General features: G+C 63.3%; 17 protein-coding genes. 11 read left to right on the top strand and 6 right to left on the bottom strand.

Translation table 11 applies throughout. The annotated features are described in order from the left end of the window. The first annotated feature begins 7 nt into the window (after nucleotides 1-7). The 3 genes from ABIE32_RS18265 (at nucleotide 8) to ABIE32_RS18255 (ending at nucleotide 3,004) form a co-directional block, all read left to right on the top strand. Nucleotides 8-673 (top strand): methionine ABC transporter permease, encoded by a 666-nt coding sequence (locus ABIE32_RS18265; RefSeq protein ID WP_224152460.1) that lies wholly within the window; start codon nucleotides 8-10, stop codon nucleotides 671-673. A 239-nt stretch (nucleotides 674-912) separates the two neighbouring features. Beyond that, on the top strand, nucleotides 913-2,025 hold the full coding sequence (locus ABIE32_RS18260) for a DUF6817 domain-containing protein (RefSeq protein ID WP_429018181.1): 1,113 nt from the start codon (nucleotides 913-915) through the stop codon (nucleotides 2,023-2,025). 181 nt (nucleotides 2,026-2,206) lie between these two features. Further along, nucleotides 2,207-3,004, top strand: a complete 798-nt coding sequence (locus ABIE32_RS18255; protein WP_224152462.1) for a MetQ/NlpA family ABC transporter substrate-binding protein — start codon at nucleotides 2,207-2,209, stop codon at nucleotides 3,002-3,004. Nucleotides 3,005-3,129: 125 nt separating this feature from the next. On the opposite strand, the gene ABIE32_RS18250 is transcribed toward ABIE32_RS18255, so the two are convergent. Continuing rightward, entirely contained in the window at nucleotides 3,130-3,990 is an 861-nt protein-coding gene (locus tag ABIE32_RS18250; protein WP_429018179.1) for a PP2C family protein-serine/threonine phosphatase, read from the bottom strand. A 204-nt stretch (nucleotides 3,991-4,194) separates the two neighbouring features. Here ABIE32_RS18250 and ABIE32_RS18245 point away from each other — a divergent pair, with 204 nt between their 5' ends. Further along, complete coding sequence (locus ABIE32_RS18245; protein WP_429018177.1) at nucleotides 4,195-6,381, top strand: ATP-dependent DNA helicase; 2,187 nt, start codon at nucleotides 4,195-4,197, stop codon at nucleotides 6,379-6,381. 81 nt (nucleotides 6,382-6,462) lie between these two features. Here ABIE32_RS18245 and ABIE32_RS18240 read toward each other — a convergent pair whose 3' ends face one another. After that, on the bottom strand, nucleotides 6,463-7,281 hold the full coding sequence (locus ABIE32_RS18240; protein WP_377780100.1) for an outer membrane protein assembly factor BamD: 819 nt from the start codon (nucleotides 7,279-7,281) through the stop codon (nucleotides 6,463-6,465). 219 nt (nucleotides 7,282-7,500) lie between these two features. Between ABIE32_RS18240 and dnaE the strand changes: the two genes are divergently transcribed. The 5 genes from dnaE to sbcB all read left to right on the top strand — a co-directional run bounded on the left by dnaE (nucleotide 7,501) and on the right by sbcB (nucleotide 17,035). Next, nucleotides 7,501-11,046, top strand: a complete 3,546-nt coding sequence (gene dnaE / locus ABIE32_RS18235; protein ID WP_429018175.1) for a DNA polymerase III subunit alpha — start codon at nucleotides 7,501-7,503, stop codon at nucleotides 11,044-11,046. Between the two features lie 103 nt (nucleotides 11,047-11,149). Next, nucleotides 11,150-11,521 (top strand): ATP-dependent Clp protease adapter ClpS, encoded by a 372-nt coding sequence (gene clpS, locus ABIE32_RS18230; RefSeq protein WP_224152466.1) that lies wholly within the window; start codon nucleotides 11,150-11,152, stop codon nucleotides 11,519-11,521. 63 nt (nucleotides 11,522-11,584) lie between these two features. Further along, nucleotides 11,585-13,927 (top strand): ATP-dependent Clp protease ATP-binding subunit ClpA, encoded by a 2,343-nt coding sequence (gene clpA / locus ABIE32_RS18225; RefSeq protein ID WP_395027486.1) that lies wholly within the window; start codon nucleotides 11,585-11,587, stop codon nucleotides 13,925-13,927. Nucleotides 13,928-14,081: 154 nt separating this feature from the next. Then, nucleotides 14,082-15,536: a cardiolipin synthase gene (cls, locus tag ABIE32_RS18220; protein ID WP_224152467.1), complete on the top strand. Its 1,455-nt coding sequence runs from the start codon at nucleotides 14,082-14,084 to the stop codon at nucleotides 15,534-15,536. Between the two features lie 41 nt (nucleotides 15,537-15,577). Next, a complete protein-coding gene (gene sbcB / locus ABIE32_RS18215; protein ID WP_429018173.1) occupies nucleotides 15,578-17,035 on the top strand; it encodes an exodeoxyribonuclease I in 1,458 nt (485 codons plus the stop codon). Nucleotides 17,036-17,291: 256 nt separating this feature from the next. Here the strand turns inward: sbcB and ABIE32_RS18210 are convergent, their stop codons facing one another. Further along, the gene (locus ABIE32_RS18210; protein WP_224152469.1) at nucleotides 17,292-18,521 is read right to left on the bottom strand and encodes a nucleoside recognition domain-containing protein; all 1,230 of its coding nucleotides are present in this window, start codon (nucleotides 18,519-18,521) and stop codon (nucleotides 17,292-17,294) included. Between the two features lie 294 nt (nucleotides 18,522-18,815). Here ABIE32_RS18210 and ABIE32_RS18205 point away from each other — a divergent pair, with 294 nt between their 5' ends. Both ABIE32_RS18205 and ABIE32_RS18200 read left to right on the top strand, forming a co-directional pair. Next, complete coding sequence (locus tag ABIE32_RS18205; protein WP_429018171.1) at nucleotides 18,816-20,714, top strand: propionate--CoA ligase; 1,899 nt, start codon at nucleotides 18,816-18,818, stop codon at nucleotides 20,712-20,714. Nucleotides 20,715-20,973: 259 nt separating this feature from the next. Then, nucleotides 20,974-21,933: an AEC family transporter gene (locus tag ABIE32_RS18200; protein WP_429018223.1), complete on the top strand. Its 960-nt coding sequence runs from the start codon at nucleotides 20,974-20,976 to the stop codon at nucleotides 21,931-21,933. A 73-nt stretch (nucleotides 21,934-22,006) separates the two neighbouring features. Here the strand turns inward: ABIE32_RS18200 and ABIE32_RS18195 are convergent, their stop codons facing one another. The 3 genes from ABIE32_RS18195 to ABIE32_RS18185 form a co-directional block, all read right to left on the bottom strand. After that, nucleotides 22,007-22,573: an N-acetyltransferase family protein gene (locus ABIE32_RS18195; RefSeq protein WP_429018169.1), complete on the bottom strand. Its 567-nt coding sequence runs from the start codon at nucleotides 22,571-22,573 to the stop codon at nucleotides 22,007-22,009. Then, the gene (gene pdxH, locus ABIE32_RS18190) at nucleotides 22,573-23,220 is read right to left on the bottom strand and encodes a pyridoxamine 5'-phosphate oxidase (protein WP_224152473.1); all 648 of its coding nucleotides are present in this window, start codon (nucleotides 23,218-23,220) and stop codon (nucleotides 22,573-22,575) included. Before pdxH ends, ABIE32_RS18195 begins: the two co-directional genes overlap by 1 nt. A gap of 157 nt (nucleotides 23,221-23,377) precedes the next feature. Beyond that, nucleotides 23,378-23,914, bottom strand: coding sequence for a superoxide dismutase family protein (locus tag ABIE32_RS18185; protein WP_224152474.1), 537 nt, complete (start codon nucleotides 23,912-23,914; stop codon nucleotides 23,378-23,380). Between the last annotated feature and the right edge of the window lie 119 nt (nucleotides 23,915-24,033).

The following is a 24,033-nucleotide window of genomic DNA, read 5'->3' as shown; positions in this document are numbered from 1 at the left end:
GTAGACCATGTTTGAGAATTTTTCGGAAATGATGCTGGAGCTGTTTGCCACCTCGCTGTGGGAAACCATCATCATGGTGGGCATCTCCGGCGTCGCCGGGGCCCTGATCGGCATTCCGCTGGGCGTGTTCCTACGCCTCACCGACCAGGGCGGCATCCTCGAAAACGGAGCTGCCAACAAGATCGTCGGCTGGATCGTAAACGCCGTGCGCTCCACGCCCTTCATCATCCTGCTGGTGGCGATCATCCCGTTCACGCGGCTGATCACCGGCTCGTCCATCGGCACGGCAGCTGCCATTGTGCCGCTGACGCTGGCCGCCGCGCCCTTCATCGCCCGCCTGGTGGAGACCTCGCTGCGCGAAGTGGACAACGGCCTCATCGAGGCGGCGCAGGCCATGGGCGCCACCTCGTGGCAGATCGTCTGGAAGGTGCTGCTGCCCGAGGCGCTGCCCGGCATCGTCGCGGGCCTGACCATCAGCTTCGTCTCGCTGACCGGCTATTCGGCCATGGCAGGCGCCATTGGCGGCGGGGGCCTGGGCGACCTGGGCATCCGCTACGGCTACCAGCGCTTTCTGCCAGACATCATGCTGGCGGTGGTCGTGATCCTGATCATCTTTGTGCAGCTGGTGCAAAGCCTGGGTGACTGGGCCGTTCGGCGCCTGAGCCACAAGTAAGAACCTCTTCAAAGTCTCCTCGCGCCGCAAGACGCCAAAGCCCATGAAGCATCGCCTTCATGGGCTTTTTGCTTTGGTATTGCAATCAGAAAATCCAGAATCCAATGCTGGTAAGCGCAAGTAGCTATGGTTTTTATAGTTTGGCCGGATGCGCACGTTTTCCATGTCGCGCAAGAGGCGAACTTCACAGCACCGCTGCCTACAATGCCTGCAACCACCAAAAAAACCAGGAGACTCGCATGAACGCCCCTTTGCCACCCGCCCATGGCTTGCCGCTGCAGCGCCTTGATGCGGATCAATGGCAGCGCGCCAAGCCGCTGCTCGACGACAGCTGGATCGAACAGGAGCCCCGGCTTGCCGCCGCATTGCCCGTGGTGCTGGCCCGCGATGTGGGGCTGGATTGGCACAAGGCGGGTACGTTTCGCCACCACCTGCTGGGCGTCACCCGCACGCTGCAGCTGTGGCAGCAGCCCGAGGACGTCAAGCTCCTGGGCCTGCTGCACAGCGTGTACGGCAATGCCTTTGTCGACCTCGTCAAGTTCGATGCCAACAGTGAACGCAGCAAGCTCGCCGCCGTGGTGGGAGAGAAGGCCGAGCAGTTGGTGTTCGAGTTCTGCACGCTCTCACGTGCGCAGTTCGTACAGAAGGTGCTGGCCGGCCAGATTGAGGCCGATGGCGCCGTGGTGCTGGACCACAAGGGTGCACCGCGCCGCGTCGAGCCCTATACCGTGGCAGCCTTCATCATCGTCAGCATGGCCGATACCATGGAGCAGTGGTTCAGCTGGCAGGACGACATTTTCTCCAGCTTCCCGAACGTGCCGCAGCGCAGCCAGAAGGCGCACTGGATGGCGTCGCTCTGGCCTGGCCCGATGCGCCCCAGCGGCCGCATGCTGTCGCAGATTGCCAGCCTGGGTCTGGCGCTGCAGCACCCCGGCCTCAAGGGCCTGCTGCCCGTGCCGCCGGTGTTTGCCCGCTGCACCCAGGGCCTGGCGCCAGCGGCCGATGCGGCAGCTGCATCGCTGTACTGGTCGGTCATCCAGCAGGACCAGCCGCTCACGGATCTGGATGTGGCAACCGGTGTGCTGGAGCAGGCCGTGCAGCTCAACCCCTGGGTGGGCGAGCCGCAAATGGTGCTGGCCCAGCTGTACCTGAGCGCCGGGCGCAATGCAGACGCCCAGGCAGCAGCAGACAGCGCGCTGCAGGCCTTCAGCGAATGGGGCAATGCCTGGGACAAGCGCGTGCAATGGGATGCCTGGGTGGCGTGGACGCGCATCCTGCAGCAGCATGCGCAAAACGGCAACTGGCCCGAGAGGCTGGACAAGCTCAACAACGTGGCCCTGAAGCCCGAATAGGGCGGCAGCGATGGCTGAAACAGGGCGAAAACCGCTACCGGCGCAGGATTGATAAGTGCCAATGCATCAAATTTGATAGCATTCATTTCAGCAACACGGTTGTAAGCAAATATACAAACAATCTTTGCTGCGGTGCAAAAACGGGCTTACAGTTCGGTATCGAATTTGAAAGGTATCGCTCGTGCAAAAACGTACATTGCTGCAATCGGTTCTGGCTTTGGCGCTGGCCGTTGGTGTTTCTGGCGCCGCTGTCGCGCAGGACAAGGAAATCAAGATCGGCGTGACTGCCGGCCCGCACGCCCAGATCATGGAGCAGGTCAAGAAGATCGCCGAGAAGGACGGTCTCAAGATCAAGATCATCGAGTTCAGCGACTATGTGCAGCCCAACGCCGCGCTGCAATCGGGCGAACTCGATGCCAACAGCTACCAGCACAAGCCTTACCTGGACGCGCAGATCAAGGACCGTGGCTACAAGTTTGCCGTGGCCGCCGATACGGTGAATTTCCCGATCGGCATCTACTCCAAGAAGATCAAGAAGATCGACGAGTTGAAGGAAGGCGCGCGCTTCGGCATTCCGAACGACCCGACCAATGGTGGCCGCGTGCTGCTGCTGCTGCAGGCTAATGGCTTGATCAAGCTCAAGGACAATGCAGGCCTGAAGGCGACGCCGCTGGATGTGGTGGCCAACCCCAAGAAGCTGAAGTTCATTGAGCTGGATGCAGCCCAGCTGCCACGCTCGCTGGATGACCTGGACGCTGCGGCCGTCAACACCAACTTCGCTATTTCGGCGGGCCTCAACCCCAAGACCGATTCCATCGTGCTGGAAAGCGCCAAGAACCCGTACGTGAACATCCTGGTGGTACGTGAGGCCGACAAGAGCCAGCCCTGGGTGACCAAGCTGGTCAAGGCCTACCACAGCGAAGAAATCCGCAAGTTCCTGGATGTGCAGTTCAAGGGCTCGGTGATGGCCGGTTTCTGACCACACCCGGTATCCGTTTTCCCTGCAGAAAAGCCTCGCAATGCGAGGCTTTTTCATAGGCGGGAGTATGGACGCCAGTCAACGCCTGGCCGGTTTCGGTTGCCCCACTGGGATGGAGAAACGGCTCAGGAAATGATGGGAGAGCCCGGTGCCGCCTGATCTGCAGTCTTCCCTGCCTTGCTGCTTTTGCTGCTGGAACGGGGCTTGGCAGACTTGTCTGGCTTGTCTGAGGGGATGGACTCGATCTTGACGATGGCCAGCGACATATTGTCACCCGTGCCCGTGGCGCGCATCTGCGCGCGCTCGATCAGGAACTGGCTGGCTTCGCGCGGCGACAAAAGCCGCGTGATGGACGAGAGTTCCTCGGGTGCAAAGTAGTGCCAGATACCGTCGCTGCAGGCCATCAGCACATCGCCGTGCTTGAGCACCGGAATGCGGTGGTGGATCAGCGGCGGGTCCTCCGCCGTGCCCAGGCAGTTGAGCAGAATGTTGGACTGCGGGTGGAAGCGCGCTTCTTCCAGCGTCAACTCGCCCTGGTCCACCAGGGTCTGCACGTAGGAATGGTCGCTCGTCTGGTACAGCAGCTGGCCACTGCGGAAATGGTAGATGCGCGAATCGCCCGCATGTGCCCACACGCATGAGCCATTGGGCATGATGACAAAGGCCGCAATGGTGCTGTGCGGCTCCTGCTCGGCGGCAATGGCAACCAGGCGAATCAGCAGATGGGCTTCGCGCACGATGCTGCCCAGCATGGATTCGGGGCTGTCGGCCTCGGGGGAGAAACGCTCGAACACCTGCTTGGCCGTCATCATGACCTGATCGGCAGCGGCGCGCCCGCCACTGCGCCCGCCCATGCCGTCGGCCACCACGGCCAGCACACAGCCCTTGACACGGGGGTGGGCCAGCACCACCACCTGGTCCTGCTGATAGGGGCGGTCGCCCTTGTGCAGGCCGGTGGATGCGGACAAACGGAAACTGGTGCTCATGCGAGGCGGGGCTAGGATGGAGTTGTCAAGCATCATAGAGCAGATTGCCCTGCAGGCCGCGTCCCAGCACGTGTTTACGCGGGTTGCGACCGTTCAACTGATGTTTACGCGCCATCATTTGCCCCTTGTGAGCCGCTTTCAGCCACTGGCACCGGCTAGACTTGCCTGCCCATGTCCTCGCCACCAGCCCCATCGCCACCGCCTATGCTGACACCCGGCCAGGCTGCCGCGCATGCACCCCTGCGGTTGCGTGCGCAACAGCAGCGCATGGTGGATGCCATTCTGGCCGCCTGGAACGCTGGGGAATCCATTGCGGTAGAGGCCCCCACGGGAACGGGTAAGACCTACGCCTACCTCATGGCGGCGCTGGCCCAAGGGGGGCGCTTTGTGGTGAGCACGGCCACACGCGCCTTGCAGGATCAGCTGGTGGACCGCGATCTTCCTGCGCTGCTGGGCCATCTGCAGATGCGCAGGCGCGTGGCGGTGCTCAAGGGGCGCGAGAACTACGTCTGCCTGCATGGCCTGGCGCAATCGCTGCAGACCCACCGTCCCGCCGATCAGCTGCAGGCGCTGCAGCAGGTGGCGCGCTGGGCACAGGGCACGCGCAGCGGCGATCTGGCCGAGCTGGAGAATCTGCGCGAGCTGCCTGCATTGCTGCCGCAGATCACCGCCAGCCACAGCGAATGCCTGGGCCAGCGCTGCACGCATTTTGCCGCCTGCTTTTCCAACCGCGCCCGAGCCGAGGCCGCCCAGGCCGACGTGCTGGTGGTCAACCACCACCTGTATTTCAGCGAACTGCGCCACCGGCAGATGCTGGGCGCGGCCCACGGTTTTGTACCGCTGGCCGAGACCGTGGTGATGGACGAGGCGCACCAGTTGCCTGCCATCGGCCTCAAAGTGCTGGCCAAGGGCCTCAATGCGGGCGATGTGCAGGATTTTTTGCAGTCCGCGGCGCGGCAGACGCGCATGCACGCGCGCGGTTTTGCCCCTTGGGATGCGCTGCTGGCGTCCAGCAGCCAGGCGCTGGTCCACTGGCTGGCTGTCAGTAATGCCAATAGCGGCGGCCCGGGCAGTGAAGCGGGCCGCGCAGAGGCTGCGGCGGGCGAGAGCACCGAGGCCTTGGTGCGTCTGCATAACCGGTTATCGGAAATGATAGCGGCACTGCAAGGTGTGGCGGGCGGTGCGGCCAGTCTGCAGCGCCTGGTGGAGCAGGGCCACAGCCTGCTTGCCACCCTGCGCCAATGGGGCAGGCCGCCCGCTGCGGGCCTGGTGCGCTGGTGGGATGGCCCAAGCCTGCCGCCGCAGCAAAGCGTACCCCGTGCTGCACCAGCTGCCCAGGCACGCGCCCTGCGGCAGGGTTTTCGGGAATCCCCGCCGTGGCTCTGGCAGGCGCTGATGGCTTTGCAGCCTGATGTACTGGGTGCCACCTGGCTGGCAGCGCCAATGACGGGCGTGACCACCCCGTCTCAGGCTGCGGTGCCGCAGCGCTGGCTGTTTACCTCTGCCACGCTGGGGCAGGACGATGCATTGCAGTGGTTCACCAGTGCCATGGGTCTGCAAGGGCTTGCGGCAGATGGCGCGCCTCTGTTGGATGGGGTTGCGGCCTTGCCCGAATCACAGACGCGGGTGCAATTGCCGTCACAGGTGCCGCCACAGGTGCGTTGCCTGCGCCTGGCGCATGCGCTGGACTGGGCGGCGCAGGCGGCTCTGGTCATTCCCCAGACCCTGCCGCCTGCGGACGCGCCGCCAACCGAGCGTGCGCAGGCGCTGGCCGCATGGCTGAAGGCCCCGGTCGAGCAACTGGGTGGCCGCTGCATGGTGCTGTGCACATCCACGCAGGCCATGTGGGCATTGGCTGCGGCACTTCGCCATGAGTTGGGCGGCGCGCCTATCGATGTGCAGATGCAGGGGGAGGCGCCCAAGCGCCATCTGCTGGCCGGCATGCGTGGCGCAACAGGGCAGGGGCGGCGTGGCCAGGTGCTGGTGGGCACCATGGCGCTGTGGGAGGGGGTCGATCTTCCGGGCGAGGCGCTGCAGTTGCTGGTGATCGACAAGCTGCCGTTTCCGCCCCGCCACGATGCATTGCATGCCGCACGGGCAGCCGCCTTGCAAGACCTGGGGGAGGACGGCTTTCTGGGCTACACCCTGCCGCAGACTGCCATGCAGCTGCGCCAGGGCGTGGGCCGCCTGTTGCGATCGTTCAGCGACAGGGGGCTCGTCGTGATTGCCGATGCGCGCCTTTGCACCCGCAGCTATGGCGCCAGCCTGCTGGCTGCGCTGCCGCCCATGCCGCAGTTGCCGCAAGAAGAGGTGGCGCGGTACCTGGCCTCCATCCGCGAAATCCGCGTCGAAAGCACGGATGCGTCGCAAGCCACCATTTCTTCATCGTGAAATGCATAAAGCGCCCAACTGGTGGGCGCTTTATGCTATTGATTCAGGAGTTCGGGGCGTTCATCCCTCTGGCAGCAGGGCTTACCAGAGCTTCCACCAGGGCTTGTCTTCCCTGCGGAAGCCCTTGCTGAGCAGGGTGGTGTTCGGGTAGCTGGCTTCCAGCACGCGCTTGGTATCGGCCGCCATGTCCTTCATGTTCAGTCGCTCGTACGACAACATCATGATGTAGAGCGCATCTTCCTGTGCGGGCACTTCCTTGTAATCGCTGATGGCGTTCTGTGCGCGGTTGATGGCGGCCACATAGGCGCCGCGCTCATAGTAGTAGCGTGCCACGTGCACCTCGTACTGGGCCAGCGAGTTGACGATGTAGCGCATGCGCTTTTCGGCATCGGGCGTGTACTTGGACTCGGGAAAGCGCGTCACCAGCTCGCGGAACGCCTCGAACGAATCCTTGGCAGCCTTCTGGTCGCGCTCGGACAAATCCTGTTTGGCCACCCAGGAGAACAGGCCCAGGTTTTCGTTGAAATTGACCAGGCCCTTCAGGTACAGCGCGTAATCCACGCCTTCGCTGGCGGGGTGCAGCTTGATGAAGCGGTCCAGCGTGCCGATGGCCTGGGCCTTTTCGCCGCTCTTGTACTGCGAATAGGCCTTTTCAAGCTGGGCCTGTTGGGCCAATGGCGTACCGGCAGCGCGGCCTTCGAGCTTTTCGTACAGCGGGACGGCCTTGTCGAACGAGCCGGTCGAGGCTTCGTCGCGGGCTTCCGAATAGATCTTGTTGGGGCTCCAGCCTGCTGTTGGATCCACCTCGGTTGTGGAGCAGCCTGCCAGAAGCATGGCGGTTGCTACGGAAGCAATAGCAGTAACCTGAGATGTACGTTGCGCAAACAGCATTTTTGGCATCAATTCCATGGATGGAAGGCTGGAAAAACCGCGCAGAGGCAATTGCCCGCCTGCGCAGCAGGGCGGCACCTGCCGCGCCCTGTATCCGACGCATTGTAATAGGCTGCGCATGCCAATCGGGCAGGCAAGGGTTGCGAGGGGTTGTCGTGTGTAACAGCGGCTGGGGGTTGTGGGTTGTTTGCCGGGCAGGGTGCCCAAGCTTTCCTACAATGCAGGGATATGTTCGTACACCTTCGCATCCATTCCGAGTTCTCGATCATCGATAGCACCAACCGCATTGGGGATCTGGTGAAGTTCGCCGCCAATGACGGGCAACCCGCGATGGCGCTGACCGACCTCAACAGCCTGTTTGGCGCCATCAAGTTCTACAAGGCAGGGCGGGGCGCAGGGGTCAAGCCACTGCTGGGGGCCGAATTGGTGATGGAGGCCGAAGTGGCGGGCTGGCCGCTGTCGCGCATCATCGTGCTGATCCAGAACCAGCAGGGGTACCTGAACCTGTCGGAGATTCTGGCGCGTGTGTGGATGGCCGATACCGTCAAGGCGCAGCCGCAGTGCACCTGGGCCTGGCTGGAAGAACTTTCCGAGGGGCTGATCGTGCTGTCGGGGGCGCAGGCCGGCCCGGTGGGCCAGGCCCTGCTGCGTGGTGACGAAATGGCGGCGCGTAGCAGCGCATTGCGCCTGGCGAGCCTGTTTCCGCACCGTTTCTACATCGAACTGCAGCGTGCAGGCCGCTCGGACGACGAAACCCATGTGAGTGCCGCCGTGGCGCTGGCGGCCAACCTGAAGCTGCCGGTGGTCGCCACCCACCCGGTGCAGTTTGGCAAGCCTTCGGATTTCGAGTCGCACGAGGCACGCGTCTGCATTGCCGAGGGCGAAACCCTGGGCAACAAAAAGCGCATCAAGCGCTTCACGCAGGACCAGTACCTGAAATCCGCAGCCGAAATGGAGGCGCTGTTTGCCGATGTGCCCAGCGCCATCGCCAATACCGCCGAGATTGCCCGCCGCTGCAGCGTTACCCTGCAGCTGGGCAAGTACTTTCTGCCGGATTTCCCCACGCCCAACGGCATGCCGATTGACGATTATTTCCGGCAGGCATCGTTCGAAGGGCTGGAAGACCGCCTCAAGCTCCTCTTTCCGGATGCCACAAAGCGCGAGGCCGAGCGGCCCAAGTACGTGGAGCGGCTGGAGTTCGAGCTGGGCATCATTTTGAAGATGGGGTTCCCCGGCTACTTCCTGATCGTGGCGGACTTCATCAACTGGGCCAAGCAAAATGGCTGCCCGGTGGGGCCGGGCCGGGGGTCGGGCGCGGGCTCGCTCGTTGCCTACGTGCTCAAGATCACCGACCTGGATCCGATCCACTACAACCTGCTGTTCGAGCGCTTCCTGAACCCGGAGCGCGTGTCCATGCCCGACTTCGACGTGGACTTCTGCCAGGCCAACCGCGACCGGGTGATCGATTATGTGAAAGACCTGTACGGCCGCAATGCCGTCAGCCAGATCGCCACCTTCGGCACCATGGCTGCGCGTGCGGCCATCCGCGACGTGGGCCGTGTCATGGACATGAGCTACACCTTCTGCGACGGTATCTCCAAGCTCATCCCCAACAAGCCGGGCCTGCACGTCACGCTCAAATACCCGCCCAACCCGCCCAAGGAAGGCGACAAGTACACCTATGCCATCAAGGAAGAGCCCATTCTTGCCGAGCGCATCGAGAAAGAGGAAGACGTCAAGACCCTGATCGAGATGGCGCAAAAGCTCGAAGGCATGACGCGGAACATCGGCATGCATGCGGGCGGCGTGGTGATTGCCCCGGGCAAGCTGACCGACTTTTGCCCGCTCTACCAGCAGCCGGGCAGTACGTCGGCCGTGGCCATGTACGACAAGGACGATGTGGAGGCGGTGGGCCTCGTCAAGTTCGACTTTCTGGGCCTGGCCACGCTCACCATCCTGGAGATTGCGCGCGAATTCATCATGAAGCGCCACAAGGGCCAGGAAAACTTCGCTTTCGAGAACATTCCGCTCGACGATGCCAAAACCTACCAGTTGTTCTCTGCCGGCAAGACCGAAGCCGTGTTCCAGTTTGAATCGCGCGGCATGCAGCAGATGCTCAAGGAAGCCAAGCCCAGCCGCCTGGAAGACTTGATTGCGCTCAATGCGCTCTACCGCCCCGGCCCGATGGACCTGATTCCGAGCTTCGTGGCCCGAAAGCACGGCAAGGAAGTGGTGGAGTACCCCCACCCGCTGGTCGAAAAGGTGCTCTCCGAGACCTACGGCATCATGGTCTACCAGGAGCAGGTGATGCAGACCGCCCAGGTGCTGGGCGGCTACAGCCTGGGTGGCGCCGACCTGTTGCGCCGCGCCATGGGCAAGAAGAAGGTGGAGGAGATGGTCAAGCACCGTGCCACCTTCCGCGAAGGCGCGGCCAAGATCGGCATCGACGAGGCCAAGGCCGACGAAGTGTTCGACCTGATGGAGAAGTTCGCCGGCTACGGCTTCAACAAGTCGCACGCGGCAGCGTACTCGCTCCTGGCCTACCACACCGGCTGGCTCAAGGTGCACTACACGGCAGAGTTCTACTGCGGCAACATGACCGTGGAAATGGACAACACCGACAAGCTCAAGGTGCTGTACGAAGATGCGCTCAAGATGGGCGTGAGTTTCGAGATGCCCGATGTGAACCGTGGACACCACCGCTTCGAGCCGGTGACCGACAAGGTGATCCGCTATGGCCTGGGCGCCATCAAGGGCACGGGCCAGGCTGCCATCGAGGCCATTGTGGCGGCGCGCGAAGGCGTGGGTACTGGCCCCCAGGGCGATACGAAGGGCCCGTTCAAGAGCCTGTTCGACTTCTGCCTGCGCGTGGACCGCAGCAAACTCAACAAGCGCACGGTGGAAGCCCTGATCAAGGGCGGTGCTTTCGACAGCATCAACCTCAACCGGCGCGCGCTGCTCGAATCCATCGACGTGGCGTTTGAATTTGCCGCCACCACCCACGCCAATGCCAACCAGGGCGGCCTGTTCGACATGATGGGCGACGACGCACTGGGCTCCAGCACGCAGGAGCCGCCGCTGGCCGATGTGCTGCCCTGGGGCATCAAGGAACGCCTGGTGCAGGAGAAGACCGCCATCGGCTTCTACCTCTCGGGCCACCTGTTTGACGAGGTGGAGCTGGAAGTGCGCCAGTTCGTGCGCACGCCGATTGCCAACCTCAAGGACAGCCGCGAGACGCAGACCGTGGCGGGCATCGTCAGCGATATGCGCATCATCAACGGCCAGCGCGGCAAGCTGGTGCTGTTCAGGGTGGACGATAAATCGGGTGTCATCGAAGCCTCGGTGGACGAGGCTACCTGGCTGCGCCACAAAGAGCAGCTCAAGGACGACGAGTTCATCATCCTCAATGGCAGGGTGGGGCTGGATCACTTCAGCGGCGGGCTGCGCGCTAAGGCACAGCACATCTGGGGCCTGGCCGATGCGCGGGCGCGCTTTGGCCGCTACCTGCTCGTCAACACCGACCGCTACCAGCCCGATGTTGCGCGTTTGATTCAGGAGTTTCCCGCAGTCGAGGAGCATACCGATGAGGGTGTGCTGCGCCATGGCCTCAAAATCCGGCTGGGCGTGGTCTGCGAGCTGGAAGGCACCAAGGCGGGCGTGGAGCTGAATCTGGGCGACGCGGCGCGCTTCTTCCCCAGTGACCAGGCCATAGCCGCCTGGTCGCAGGAGGCGGGCCACGAAGCCATCAGGATTGTTTACGAAAGCCTGGCCTGAGAAGAATAGCTCCGGTGGTGGGAAAGTACCGGGCGCAGAGCCCGGGATTGAAGTTCACAAAACCATCACCATCTTTGCCGATGTGGAAATTTAGCCTTATAGAATGATCTCGATGGCCACGAAACCTGTTGTTCCCCCTACGCCGAACCTGCCCGCTACGCCCAAAACACCGGATGACGGTGGCGCGCTGGTGGTCGAGCGCACCACGCAGCGGGTGGAGCCCCCCAAGATGTACCAGGTCGTCATGCTCAATGACGATTTCACCCCCATGGAATTCGTGATCGAGGTGTTGCAGCACTTCTTTGGCAAAAGCCGCGAGGCTGCCACCCAGATCATGCTCAAGATTCACCTGGATGGAAAAGGAGTGTGCGGCGTGTATTCCCATGAAATAGCCGAGACCAAGGTTGCACTGGTGATGGATGCGGCGCATGGCGCAGGGCATCCGCTGCAGGCCGTCACCGAGCCTGTTGAATAACGCAATTGGATCCTCATCTAGAAGCAAGTTGAGTGTATTTGGCAAGCAAATAAGGAGTTTCAAATGATTGCTCAGGAACTGGAAGTCAGCTTGCACATGGCTTTTGTAGAAGCCAGGCAGCAGCGCCACGAATTCATCACCGTGGAGCACCTGCTGCTGGCCTTGCTGGACAACCCGAGTGCTTCTGAGGTGCTGCGCGCGTGCTCGGCCAATATCGACGATCTGCGCGCGTCGCTGACCAATTTCATCAAGGACAACGCTCCCCAGGTGGCGGGCGAGGACGAAGTCGACACCCAGCCAACCCTGGGCTTCCAGCGCGTGATCCAGCGCGCCATCATGCATGTGCAGAGCACCGGCAATGGCAAGAAGGAAGTGACCGGCGCCAACGTGCTGGTGGCCATCTTTGGCGAAAAGGATTCGCATGCCGTGTACTACCTGCACCAGCAGGGTGTGACGCGCCTGGACGTGGTCAACTACATTGCCCACGGCATCAAGAAGAACGACGCTCCCGAGCAGCCCAAGCCCGAATCGGGCTCGGACGCCGAAGAGGCGAGCAGCGGCGGGGGCGAGCGTGCCGAGAAGGCATCGCCTCTGGAGCAGTTCACCGTCAACCTGAATCAGCAGGCCAAGGATGGCAAGATCGATCCGCTGATTGGCCGCCAGTACGAGGTGGAGCGCACGATTCAGATCCTGTGCCGCCGCCGCAAGAACAACCCGCTGCTGGTGGGTGAGGCCGGCGTGGGCAAAACCGCGATTGCCGAGGGCCTGGCATGGCGCATCACCGAAAACGATGTGCCTGAGGTACTGGCCGAGGCCGTGGTGTACTCGCTGGACATGGGCGCGCTGCTTGCAGGCACCAAGTACCGCGGTGATTTCGAGCAGCGCCTCAAGGGCGTGCTCAAGGCACTGAAGGACAAGCCCAACGCCATCCTGTTCATCGATGAAATCCATACGCTGATCGGCGCCGGTGCGGCATCGGGCGGCACGCTGGATGCGTCCAACCTGCTCAAGCCCGCGCTCTCGAGCGGCCAGCTCAAGTGCATTGGCGCGACGACGTTCACCGAGTACCGTGGCATCTTCGAAAAGGATGCAGCACTCTCGCGCCGTTTCCAGAAGGTCGATGTGGTCGAGCCTACCGTGCCCGAAACCATTGATATCCTCAAGGGCCTGAAAACCCGCTTTGAAGAGCACCACAGCGTCAAGTACGCTCTGGCGGCACTGCAGGCGGCTGCAGAGCTGTCTGCCAAGTTCATCAATGACCGTCATCTGCCCGACAAGGCCATCGACGTGATTGACGAGGCAGGAGCGGCGCAGCGTATCCTTGCGCCTTCCAAGCGCAAGAAGACCATTGGCAAGGCCGAGATCGAGGAAATCGTTGCCAAGATCGCCCGCATCCCGCCTGCTAACGTCAGCAATGACGACCGCAGCAAGCTGCAGACGCTCGAGCGCGACCTCAAGAGCGTGGTCTTCGGCCAGGACAAGGCACTGGAAGTGCTGGCATCGGCAGTCAAGATGTCGCGTTCCGGTCTGGGCAAGGTGGACAAGCCCATCGGCTCGTTCCTGTTCAGCGGCCCCACCGGCGTTGGCAAGACCGAGGCTGCCAAGCAGCTGGCCTACATCCTGGGCATCGACCTGATCCGCTTCGACATGTCGGAGTACATGGAGCGCCACGCGGTCAGCCGCCTCATCGGCGCGCCTCCGGGCTATGTCGGGTTCGACCAGGGCGGACTGCTGACCGAGGCCGTCACGAAGAAGCCGCACGCGGTGCTGCTGCTCGACGAAATCGAGAAGGCGCATCCGGACATCTTCAACGTGCTGCTGCAGGTGATGGACCATGGCACCTTGACGGACAACAATGGACGCAAGGCCGACTTCCGCAACGTCATCATCATCATGACGACGAATGCGGGCGCGGAAACCATGAACAAGGCGGTCATCGGCTTCACCAATCCGCGTGCGGCCGGTGACGAGATGGGCGACATCAAGCGCCTGTTCACGCCCGAGTTCCGCAACCGCCTCGACGCCATCGTCAGCTTCCGGCCGCTCGATGAGCAGATCATCCTGCGCGTGGTCGACAAGTTCCTGCTGCAACTGGAGCAGCAGCTGGCCGAGAAGAAGGTGGAAGTCACCTTCACCGACAAGCTGCGCAAGCACCTGGCCAAGGCAGGCTTCGATCCGCTGATGGGCGCGCGCCCGATGCAGCGCCTGATCCAGGATACGATCCGCCGCTCACTGGCCGACGAACTGCTGTTTGGCAAGCTGGTCGATGGTGGCCGCCTGACGGTGGACTGGGACGACAGCGACGCCGACAAGCCCGAAGTCAAGCTGGACATCCAGCCTGCGCCGAAGAAGGAGCGGGCCAAGCAGGCCCCCGGCGAGCCTGAAGAAGAGATTGCCGCCGACTGATGCCCTGGCGCCCCCGCCAAAAGCCGCATACCCCCGGGTGTGCGGCTTTTTTTCGCCTGAGGAGCGCCCGCTTTCGAGTGTGGGTGGAAGACACGGCAATCACATGGAGAGCGGCTACACTTGCCCGGGGCACCATAGATAGGAGATTTTGCCGGTGGATTGGATGACGCAGCTCCTGACCTGGGAGAACATCAAGGCGGTTTTGTCCGTGGTATGGCCTATCTACCTGTTCGTGGTTGCCATCTGGATTCTGATGCAGCGCCGCGCGCCGGTCGCCACCATGGGCTGGCTGCTCTCCATGGGGGCGCTGCCGGTGGTGGGGCTGATCGTGTACTACTTCATCGGCCCGCAGCGCTTGAAGCGCCAGCGCATCAAACGCCTGCGCGCCCGCAACAAGAGCCGCGTGCGGGAGACGGCGCGCCGCATCCGCGATGCGCAGCCGCAGCTGGTATCCCACATGCGCGAGCTGGTCAAGCTGGTGGACGAGACCAGCGGCTTTCCCATCTCCACCGCCGAGAGCGTGCAACTGCTGAGCGGCGGTGCCGCCACCTTCGACCAGATTCTGGAAGATGTCTCGCGGGCGCAGCACCATGTGCACCTCGAATACTACATCTACGAGCCCGACCAGACCGGCACGCGCCTGCGCGATGCGCTCGTCGAGCGTGCCCGTGCGGGCGTTCAGGTGCGCCTGCTGGTGGACGCGCTCGGCGCCAAGCGGGTGAACAGAAAGTTCATCCAGCCGCTGCTGGACGTGGGGGGCGAGTTTGCCGTATTCCACCCCACCAAGATCGGCAGGCGCCTGCGCCCGGTGATCAATTTCCGCACCCACCGGAAAATTCTGGTGGTGGATGGCCGGATCGGCTTTACCGGCGGCGTCAACATCACCGACGAGGAAGACCGGCGCGTCAATCCCAATGCCTACCACGACGTACACCTGCGCATGGTGGGGCCCATCGTCACCTGGTTGCAGACCACGTTCCTCGAAGACTGGGCGTACGCGCTGCAGAAAACCGACAAGGATATCCCTGAAGACCTCGATGCCTTGCTGCCCGACCTGCCCGATGGCACCCACCCGATGCAGCTGGTGACCTCGGGGCCGGACAACCCCGGCGAGCCCATCCACCGCGCCCATGTGTTTGCCATCCAGTCGGCGCGCGAGCGGGTGTGGCTCACCACGCCATACTTTGTGCCCACGGAAGCGGCCATGTACGCGCTCACGAGTGCGGCTCTGCGCGGGCTCGATGTGCGCCTTCTGGTGCCTGAAAAGTCGGATTCGCTGGTGGTGACGGCTGCCGCACGCTCCTATTTCGACGAACTGATCCATGCGGGCGTCAAGGTGTACGAATACCAGGCCCGGATGCTGCATTCCAAAACCCTGGTGGTGGACGACAACGTTGCCATCATCGGTACCGCCAATTTCGACAACCGGAGCTTTCGCCTGAACTACGAAGTCTGTGCCATCGGCTACGGCCCCGCGCTCAACAGCCGGCTCGAAGAACAGTTCATGGCCGACATCAGCAGATCGCGGCTGGTGGAAATGGATCGCAAGCAGGCTTTTCTGCCGCGCCTGGGTGATTCGGTCGCACGCCTGTTCTCGCCTTTGCTCTAGCTCGGGCCGATACAGCCGCCAGAGCAGGCATACTAGCGGCCATGCAGACACCACAGCCCGCACAGGCCACCTTCTTCTGGCACGACTACGAAACCTTTGGCGCCGTGCCGCGCCGCGACCGTCCATCCCAGTTTGCCGGCATTCGCACCGACATGGATCTGAACGAGGTTGGCGAGCCCGTCATGCTGTTCTGCCAGCCTGCGCCCGATTACCTGCCCAGCCCCCAGGCCTGCCTGATCACCGGAATCACCCCGCAGCAATGCCTGGAGCAGGGCGTGCCCGAGCACGAGTTTGCCGCCGTGGTGGAGGCCGAACTGGGCCGCCCCGGCACCATAGGCGTGGGCTACAACACCATCCGTTTTGACGACGAGGTGACGCGTTACATGCTGTGGCGCAACCTGCGCGACCCCTACGCGCGTGAATGGCAGAACGGCTGCGGCCGCTGGGATCTGCTCGATGTCGTGCGCATGGTCTATGCGCTGCGGCCCGATGGCATCACCTGGCCCAAAAAGGAAGACGGCTCGGTCAGCTTCAAGCTCGAAGACCTGGCCCGGGCCAACGGCATCCTGCATGAATCGGCCCACGATGCGCTCAGCGACGTGCGCGCCACCATCGGTCTGGCGCGGCTCATCAAGCGCTTGCAACCGCGTCTGTTCGACTTTGCGCTGGGCCTGCACAAGAAGGACCGCGTGATGCAGGAGCTGGCTCTGCCCGCCACGGCTGCCCACGCGCGGCCATTTCTGCACATCTCGGGCATGTTCGGCGTGGAGTGCGGCTGCATTGCCGTCATGTGGCCGCTCGCCCAGCACCCCACCAACAAGAACGAGGTGATCGCCTGGGATCTGGCGCAGGACCCGTCGCAACTCGCCGATCTTTCGGTAGAAGACATCCGCCTGCGCATGTTCACTGCCAGCGCCGACCTGCCCGAAGGCGTGGAGCGCCTGCCGATCAAGACCGTGCACCTGAACAAATCGCCCATGGTCGTCAGCAGCCTGCGCACCCTGAGCGCCGAGCAGGCCGCGCGCTGGCACATCGACATGGAGCGCGCCCTGCAATACGCTGCCGTTGCCCGCGATCTGCCGGATATGAGCGCCACCTGGGCCGCCGTATTCCAGCGCCCGGCCTTGCAGGATGTGGATGTGGACCAGGACCTGTACGGCGGCTTCATCGGCCAGGCCGACCGCAGGCGCCTGAACCAGCTCATCGCCATGCACCCGCAGGAGCTGGCGGTGGCCAGGCCCGGGTTCGACGACGAGCGGCTGCAGGAGCTGCTGTTCCGCTACCGGGCACGCAATTTTCCGGATTCGCTCAGTGCCGCCGAGCAGGCGCGCTGGCAGGCTCTGCGGGCAGCCTTTCTGCTGCAAGGCGAGGGTGGTGCCCGCACGGCCGAACAGATGTTTGCCGAAATCGACCAGCTGTCGGAAACCGCCGATGAGCGCGCAGAAGAACTGCTGGGCCTGCTCTATGACTACGCCGACGCCATCGTGCCGGACGCATGAAGATCGTGGCTTTTCAATAAAGATAGCAGCAAGCGCTTTAGGGATAATAGATTCAAATAGTAAAGTGTCTGGATCCGTCATCTGATGAGCGCTATTTGCTATCAAATTTCAGTCCATTCGATCCGTCTGCCGAACCGATTGTCGATATAGGAGAATCCGCGCTCTGCCCGCAGCAGACGCGATCATCCGTTGATCAGCCTGGAAGTGGTTGAATCATGGACGGTACTGCTTTCTGTCTTTGGAGCGTCTACGTCGCTCACCCGAAGAACTGATAGCACACGGCGATGGCGGCCACCACCCCTGCCAGCTCTGCCAGCAACGCGCAGGGCACGGCGTGGCGGGCGCGCTGAATGCCTACGGCGCCAAAGTACACCGCCAGCACATAGAAGGTGGTTTCGGTGCTGCCCTGGATGGTGGCAGCCACCAGGGCCGGGAAGCTGTCCACGCCCTGGCTCTGCATCGTCTCGATCAGCATGGCCCGCGCCGCGCTGCCGGAGAACGGCTTGACCAGCGCGGTCGGCAGCGCGTCGACAAAGCGGGTGTCCATGCCCGTCTGGCTCACCAGCCAGCGGATGCCTTCCAGCACATAGTCCAGCGCGCCCGACGCGCGGAAAAGACCCACGGCGCACAGCATGGCCACCAGATAGGGAAGCAGGCCCTTGGCCACATCAAAGCCTTCCTTGGCGCCTTCCACAAAAGCCTCGTACACCGGCACCTTGCGCAGTGCCCCCACCACGACGAACAGCACCACCAGCGAGAAGAGGGTGATGTTGCCAAGCAGCGACGAGACCTGTGACAGGGCGGTGGCCGTCAAGGTGGCAAGAAAGGCCATGAACGCCGCGAGCAGCAGCGCCACCGGCAGCAGATACGCCAGCACCACCGGATGCCACAGCGGCAGGCGCTGCACCACGGCAACGCTGAGCAAGCCCACCAGCGTCGATGCCGAGGTGGCCAGCAGGATGGGCAGAAACACCAGGGTGGGGTCGGCAGCGCCTTGCTGGAGCCGGTACATGAAGATGGTGACGGGCAGCAAGGTCAGCGACGAGGCGTTCAGCACCAGAAACAGGATCTGCGCATTGCTTGCCGAGGTGGCGGAGGGGTTGATGTCCTGCAGCGCCCGCATGGCCTTGAGGCCGATGGGCGTGGCCGCGTTGTCCAGCCCGAGCGCGTTGGCGGCAAAGTTCAGCGTCATCAGGCCCAGCGCAGGGTGGCCGCGCGGCACCTCGGGCATCAGCCGGGCGAACAGGGGCGCCAGCCAGCGCGCCAGCAGGTCGACGAGGCCCGCCTTTTCGGCAATCTTCAGAAAACCCAGCCACAGGGTGAGCGTGCCAAACAGCAGCACCATCACTTCGACCGACAGCTTGGCCATGCCAAACAGCGCCTGCACCATGTCTGCAAAGATCTGGCTGTTGCCGCCCACCAGCCACTGCGCCAGCGCGGCCACCGCCGCCACCACAAAAAAACCGAGCCACAGGCCGTTGAGCATGTGAAATCCTTCATCAACCGGCAAAAAACTGCGCAGAGATCGTAAACACGTTCCCAGAGGCAGGCGCCGTGGCAACGATTGTGCGCGATTGGCGCTTCTGCTTTTGCCAAAAACAGGGCTGTATGGGCGGTTCACTGGCCTTTTGGCAGGCGTAGAGCCGCAGCGTATGCGGGAAAACCACAGCTTGGCGACACCCCTCGCGCCCACCCAAGTAACGCCGAAATGCGGATTTGTCAGCACAATGCAAGGCAGAGGGAAATAATGCGTGCATAACAAAGTTTGGAGACAGCCCCAATGACGAGTTTTGCCGAGTTCCACCGCCAATCCATCGAAGACCGTGACGTATTCTGGGCCGGGCAGGCCCAGTTGATCGACTGGAAAGTGCCCCCCACGCAGATCTGCGACTACAGCAACCCGCCTTTCGCGCGCTGGTTTGCTGGCGGGCAGACCAACCTCTGCCACAACGCAATTGACCGCCATGTGGCCGCCCGTGGCGACCAGCCTGCATTGATTGCGGTCTCCACCGAAACCAATACCGAGCGCACCTACACCTATGCCGAGTTGCATGCCGAAGTGCAGCGCATGGCAGCGGCGCTGCAGGCCCTGGGGGTGAAAAGGGGCGATCGGGTGCAGATCTACATGCCCATGATCGCCGAGGCTGCGATTGCCATGCTCGCCAGCGTGCGCATTGGCGCGATTCATTCGGTAGTGTTTGGCGGATTTGCTTCCGGATCGCTCGCCACCCGCATCGATGATGCGCAGCCCACGGTCATCGTGAGCGCCGATGCTGGATCGCGCGCAGGCCGCGCCGTACCGTACAAGCCGCTGCTCGACGAAGCCCTGAGCCTGGCCAGCCACAAGCCGCAGGCTGTGTTGCTCGTTGACCGTGGCCTGGTGCCGATGAACCTGGTGGCAGGGCGTGACCACCTGTGGGCCGCGCTGCGCGCGCAGCACATGGATGCGCAGGTGCCCTGTGAATGGGTCGGTGCCACCCACCCCAGCTACACGCTCTACACCAGCGGCACCACGGGCAAGCCCAAGGGGGTGCAGCGCGACACGGGCGGCTATACCGTGGCGCTGGCTTCCAGCATGCCCGCCATCTTCGATGCCAAGCCGGGCCAGACCTTCTTCTGCACCAGCGACATCGGCTGGGTGGTGGGCCACAGCTACATCATCTATGCGCCGCTGATCCATGGCATGGCCACCATCATGTACGAGGGCGTGCCGATCCGGCCCGATCCCGGCATCTGGTGGAGCCTGGTGGAGAAATACAAGGTCACCCACATGTTCTCGGCGCCCACGGCCATCCGTGTGCTCAAGAAGCACGATCCCGAGTACCTTGCCAAATACGACCTCAGCAGCCTGCAGGCGCTGTGGCTGGCGGGCGAGCCGCTCGACGAGCCCACCGCCAACTGGATCAGCAGCGCGATCGGGCGCCCCATCATCGACAACTACTGGCAGACGGAGACCGGCTGGCCGATTCTCACGCTGTGCAACGGCGTGGAAAAGCAGGCTTCGCGCTTTGGCAGCCCCGGCAAGGCGGTGTATGGCTACAACGTCAAGCTGATCGACGGCGAAACGGGAGCCGAGTTGACCGAGCCCATGCAAAAGGGCGTGATCGCCATCGAAGGCCCGCTGCCGCCCGGCAACCTGATGACCATCTGGCGCGATGACCAGCGCTTCGTGAACACCTACTGGAAGAGCATTCCCGGTCGTCTCGTCTACAACACCTTTGACTGGGGCGTGCGCGACAAGGACGGCTATTACTTCATCCTGGGGCGCACCGACGACGTGATCAACGTCGCAGGCCACCGCCTGGGCACCCGCGAGATCGAGGAAAGCATCTCCGGCCACGCCAGCATTGCCGAGGTGGCCGTGGTGGGCGTGGCCGACAGCCTCAAGGGCCAGGTGGCGCTGGCCTTTGCCGTGGCCCGCGACAACAATGTGGCGGGCGACGCGCAGGCCTGCGCTGCGCTGGAAAAATCGGTCTGCAACCACGTGGACGCGCAACTGGGCGCCGTGGCGCGGCCTGCGCGCGTCTACTTCGTATCGATGCTGCCCAAGACCCGCAGCGGCAAACTGCTGCGCCGCGCGCTGCAGGCCGTGGCAGAAAAACGCGAAACCGGCGACCTCTCCACCATGGAAGACCCGGCTGCGCTGCAGCAGGTGGTGGAGGCGATGACCCGCGGTTGACCGGCACCGCGGGCATCGCAACCATTCCTGCACCGCTACATGACCGCATGACCGCAAGGCTGGCAAGGCGATGCCCTATTGCTGGCTTTATGGGTTTTGGGGCTTGAGCGCTTGTTGGTAAAGCGCAGAATGCTATGGTTTTCATAGTTTTCTGCCTGCATTCCTGCATGGCGCCTCCATCCGCATCCCCCCGTGTTTGCAGCGCTGCACCCGCGCTGCAACGATAATCGCCGCTGCAAACAGGAAGGGCGTGTGCGCAATGGCGGTGATGGTGTCTTTGGTCCCGGTGGTGCTGCTCATCGCACTGGGTTATCTGCTCGGGCGTCTGGGCTGGGTCAAGGCCACGTCGGTGCGCGATCTGTCGAACATCGTCTTTCTGGTGCTGACGCCGGCGCTGCTGTTTCGCACCATGAGCCAGGTGCGCGTGCAGGATCTGAACCTGCAGACCATTGCGGTCTATTTCACCGCAGCTGGCCTGCTGTTTGCGGCAACCCTGCTGTGGCAGGGTTTCAGCACGCTGGGGGCCGCCCGGGCACTGGCGCATTGCTTCAGCAACAACATCATGGTGGGGGTGCCGCTGGTAGGGGTGGTGTTTGGGCAGGAAGGGCTGGTGACGCTGTTCACCATCATCTCCGTGCATGCGCTCATTCTGATGACGGCAGCCACCCTGGTGTTCGAGCTGGCCGTGATGCACCAGCAGCACGCAGCCAGCGGCGGGCCACGCAGCTACCGCTCGATGGCCATCACGGTGGGCCGGGCGCTCAAAAACGGCATCATCCATCCCATCCCACTGCCCATCATTTGCGGCCTGCTGTTTGCCCAGACAGGCCTGCAACTGCCCGAGCTGCTCGACAAGCCGCTGGCCATGCTGGCCCAGGCCCTGGGGCCGGTTGCGCTGATGCTGGTGGGCATCACCCTGTTCTACAGCGCTGTGGGCCGCTATGCCCGGCAGGCCAGCCGCATTGCCGCCATCAAGCTGCTGGTGCATCCGGCCCTCTTGCTGGCGGTAGGGTGGCTGTGGGGCCTGCGCGGCCTGCCGCTGGTGGTGCTGGCCACGGCGGCGGCCTTGCCCGTGGGGGCCAATGTGTTTCTGTTCACCCAGCGCTACGAGGTGGGGCGCGAGGAGGTGACGGCCAGCATTGCAGTGTCCACCAGCCTTGCTTTGCTGACGATTCCGCTCATTCTGCTGGCCCTGGCGCCCATGCTGCAGGGAAACTGATGCTATGCATTTTGCTGTGCCAGCGCATGTGGGTCGGGCGCTGGCGGCTGTTTACAGCAGAAATTGCCGCGCACTACTGGCCAGGTGCGGCATGCAGCCATCGCTGCATCAGATGCTCGTCGTGCAGCTCTCCATCGATGCACAGCGCGGCAGGCTCGGTGCCGTAGACGGAAAATCCGGCCGTCTGGTAGAGCCGCAGCGCGGCGTGGTTGCCCGCGTTGACGCTGAGCTTGACCAGCAAGGCGCCCGGAACCGTTCTGGCAAAGCTCAGCGCCTCTGCCAGCATGGCACGGGCGATGCCGCCGCCTCGGTGCTGCGGTGACACGTACACGCCCCAGATCAGCAGCTGGTGCCGCAGCTTGACGGAGGTCAATAACCGGATGCCCATGGTGCCCACCAACTGTCCGCTGACGAAGGCGCCCAGGATGCCGCGCTCCCGCGCCTGCCCATCAGATTGAACCAGCCGCTGCCGCACGGCGTCCACGGGCTCGTCCTTCTCTTCCGCGTAGCTGGAGCCAAAGGCGGTGGGTGCCTCGCGCAGGCCCGAAAGGCGCAGGGCCTGGAATGCGGGGGCATCCTCCGGGCCGATCCAGCGGATCACTACGTCGCCGGAGATCAATCCGGATGAGGGCGCTGCCATCACGGAGCCAGGCGCTCGCGCACCCATTCGCTGCCTTCCAGCCGGTAGCGCAGGCGGTCGTGCAAGCGGCTCTTGCGGCCTTGCCAGAATTCCCAGGTATCGGGCACGAGCCGGAAACCGCCCCAGTGCGGCGGGCGCGGCGGCTTGAGCATGAACTGCGCACCGTACTTGGCGGCGTTGGTGACGAGTACCGTGCGGCTCTCGATCACCTGGCTTTGCGGGCTGGCCCAGGCGCCAATGCGCGAATCGAGCGGACGGCTGTTGAAGTAGGCGTCGCTTTCCGCGTCGCTCACCTTTTCCACCCGGCCTTCAATGCGCACCACGCGCTCCAGCTCCACCCAGTGGAACATCAATGCGGCAAAGGGGTTGCCTGCAATTTCGCGGCCTTTGCGGCTGTCGTAGTTGGTGTACCAGACGATGCCGCGCTCGTCATAGCCCTTGATGAGCACGATACGCGTGCTGGGCCGCGCATCGGCGCCCACGGTGGCCACGGTCATCGCATTGGGCTCGGGCAGCTGCGCGGCCACGGCCTCGTTCATCCAGCGGTCAAACTGGTCGATGGGGGCAGGGGCCGATGCAGATTCATTCAATTCTGCGCGCTCATAGCTCTTGCGCAGGTCGGCAATGGAGTGGGACAGTTCGCTCATGGTTTGATTGTGCACTGCTTTGCGGCGGGCAGAGCGCGGCGGGCCATGCCCCAAATCAAAAGCCTGCGGGCGCAATGCACGCAGGCTTTGTCATCGTGAACATGCCGCGCAGGCATTCCGCTCAATGCGGAGTGCTGCGGATGGCGTCGCGTGCGGCTTACTGGATGACGCCGCAGCCGATGCGTGCGCCCGAGTTACCCGTAGGCTGGGTCGTGAAGTCGTCCTTGTCCTTGTGCACCACCACGGCGCGCCCCTTCACATCGCTGGGCTGGCCGGTACCGATCGAGATGTTCTTGGTTTCGTAGATGAGGGTGGCAACGCCGGTGCTGTCGGCCATCAGGCTGGGCAGGTCTCCCACATGCGACTGCGGGCCGGCCTTGCCGTGCTGGTGGCCGGTCGGGTTGTAGTGGCCGCCTGCGCTCATGGCATCGGGGGCGGAGCAGTTGCCGTTTTCATGGATGTGAAAACCGCGTTCGCTGTTGGGCGGCAGGCCGGTGACCTGGGCGTTCACGCGCACGGTGTCCTGGCCTGCCTGGTAGAAGCGGATGTAGCCGCTGATGTTGTTGCCTGCAGTGGGCTTGATGATGGCTTCTGCCACCGGTGCGGAGCGGTCGGTGCTCGCACAGGCGCTCAGCAGGGCCGCCAGCGCTGCAGCGCCAGCGATGGCGGCGAATCGAATGCTTGGTTGTGCCATGGTTTTCCTCCAGGTGATCGGTTCTCAAAAGGCAGTGCAGACAGAGGCTGCCTGCTGTGACTCGACTGGTGTTTGTAACACGCCATCTGCTATCAATTTGTAGTCCTGCGGCTTTAGCT

This window comes from Comamonas sp. 4034, assembly GCF_050434545.1.
Lineage (GTDB): Bacteria > Pseudomonadota > Gammaproteobacteria > Burkholderiales > Burkholderiaceae_C > Comamonas > Comamonas odontotermitis.
Note: the sequence above shows the minus strand (reverse complement) of the source record. Positions and strands in the feature narration are given on the sequence as shown.

Coding starts and splice junctions, on each gene's coding strand:
- ABIE32_RS18195 (WP_429018169.1), bottom strand. CDS start 22,573: ATGGCAGCGCCCTCATCCGGATTGATCTCCGGCGACGTAGTGATCCGC.
- ABIE32_RS18200 (WP_429018223.1), top strand. CDS start 20,974: ATGGCGGTGATGGTGTCTTTGGTCCCGGTGGTGCTGCTCATCGCACTG.
- ABIE32_RS18205 (WP_429018171.1), top strand. CDS start 18,816: ATGACGAGTTTTGCCGAGTTCCACCGCCAATCCATCGAAGACCGTGAC.
- clpS (WP_224152466.1), top strand. CDS start 11,150: ATGATCTCGATGGCCACGAAACCTGTTGTTCCCCCTACGCCGAACCTG.
- ABIE32_RS18260 (WP_429018181.1), top strand. CDS start 913: ATGAACGCCCCTTTGCCACCCGCCCATGGCTTGCCGCTGCAGCGCCTT.
- ABIE32_RS18250 (WP_429018179.1), bottom strand. CDS start 3,990: ATGAGCACCAGTTTCCGTTTGTCCGCATCCACCGGCCTGCACAAGGGC.
- ABIE32_RS18185 (WP_224152474.1), bottom strand. CDS start 23,914: ATGGCACAACCAAGCATTCGATTCGCCGCCATCGCTGGCGCTGCAGCG.
- ABIE32_RS18210 (WP_224152469.1), bottom strand. CDS start 18,521: ATGCTCAACGGCCTGTGGCTCGGTTTTTTTGTGGTGGCGGCGGTGGCC.
- clpA (WP_395027486.1), top strand. CDS start 11,585: ATGATTGCTCAGGAACTGGAAGTCAGCTTGCACATGGCTTTTGTAGAA.
- ABIE32_RS18240 (WP_377780100.1), bottom strand. CDS start 7,281: ATGCCAAAAATGCTGTTTGCGCAACGTACATCTCAGGTTACTGCTATT.
- pdxH (WP_224152473.1), bottom strand. CDS start 23,220: ATGAGCGAACTGTCCCACTCCATTGCCGACCTGCGCAAGAGCTATGAG.
- sbcB (WP_429018173.1), top strand. CDS start 15,578: ATGCAGACACCACAGCCCGCACAGGCCACCTTCTTCTGGCACGACTAC.
- dnaE (WP_429018175.1), top strand. CDS start 7,501: ATGTTCGTACACCTTCGCATCCATTCCGAGTTCTCGATCATCGATAGC.
- ABIE32_RS18245 (WP_429018177.1), top strand. CDS start 4,195: ATGCTGACACCCGGCCAGGCTGCCGCGCATGCACCCCTGCGGTTGCGT.
- ABIE32_RS18265 (WP_224152460.1), top strand. CDS start 8: ATGTTTGAGAATTTTTCGGAAATGATGCTGGAGCTGTTTGCCACCTCG.